Annotated in this window: 1 protein-coding gene; it reads left to right on the forward strand. The window is 74.5% G+C overall.

Translation table 11 applies throughout. The features are described from left to right. Nucleotides 1-247, forward strand: a 247-nt coding sequence (locus RMT89_RS44760) for a helix-hairpin-helix domain-containing protein (protein ID WP_315889486.1), incomplete at both ends; no start/stop codon positions are given.

Raw genomic sequence — 247 nt, forward strand, 5'->3', positions numbered from 1 at the left:
CGATCCAGGGGGTGGGGCCGAAGGCGGCGCTGTCGGTGCTGGATGTGCTGCCGCCGCCGGACCTCGCCAGCGCCATCGCGCGCGACGACAAGGCGGCGGTCGGGCGCGCCAATGGGGTGGGTCCCAAGCTGGCGCAGCGCATCGTCACGGAGCTGAAGGGCAAGCCGCTGGGGGCCGAATTGGCGACGGGCGTGTCCGGTATGGCCGGCCTTACCGCGCCTGAATCGCCCGCGCCCAGCGTCGCGGG

Origin of the sequence: Streptomyces sp. P17, from assembly GCF_032436805.1 — a bacterium.
Taxonomy (GTDB): Bacteria; Actinomycetota; Actinomycetes; order Streptomycetales; family Streptomycetaceae; genus Streptomyces.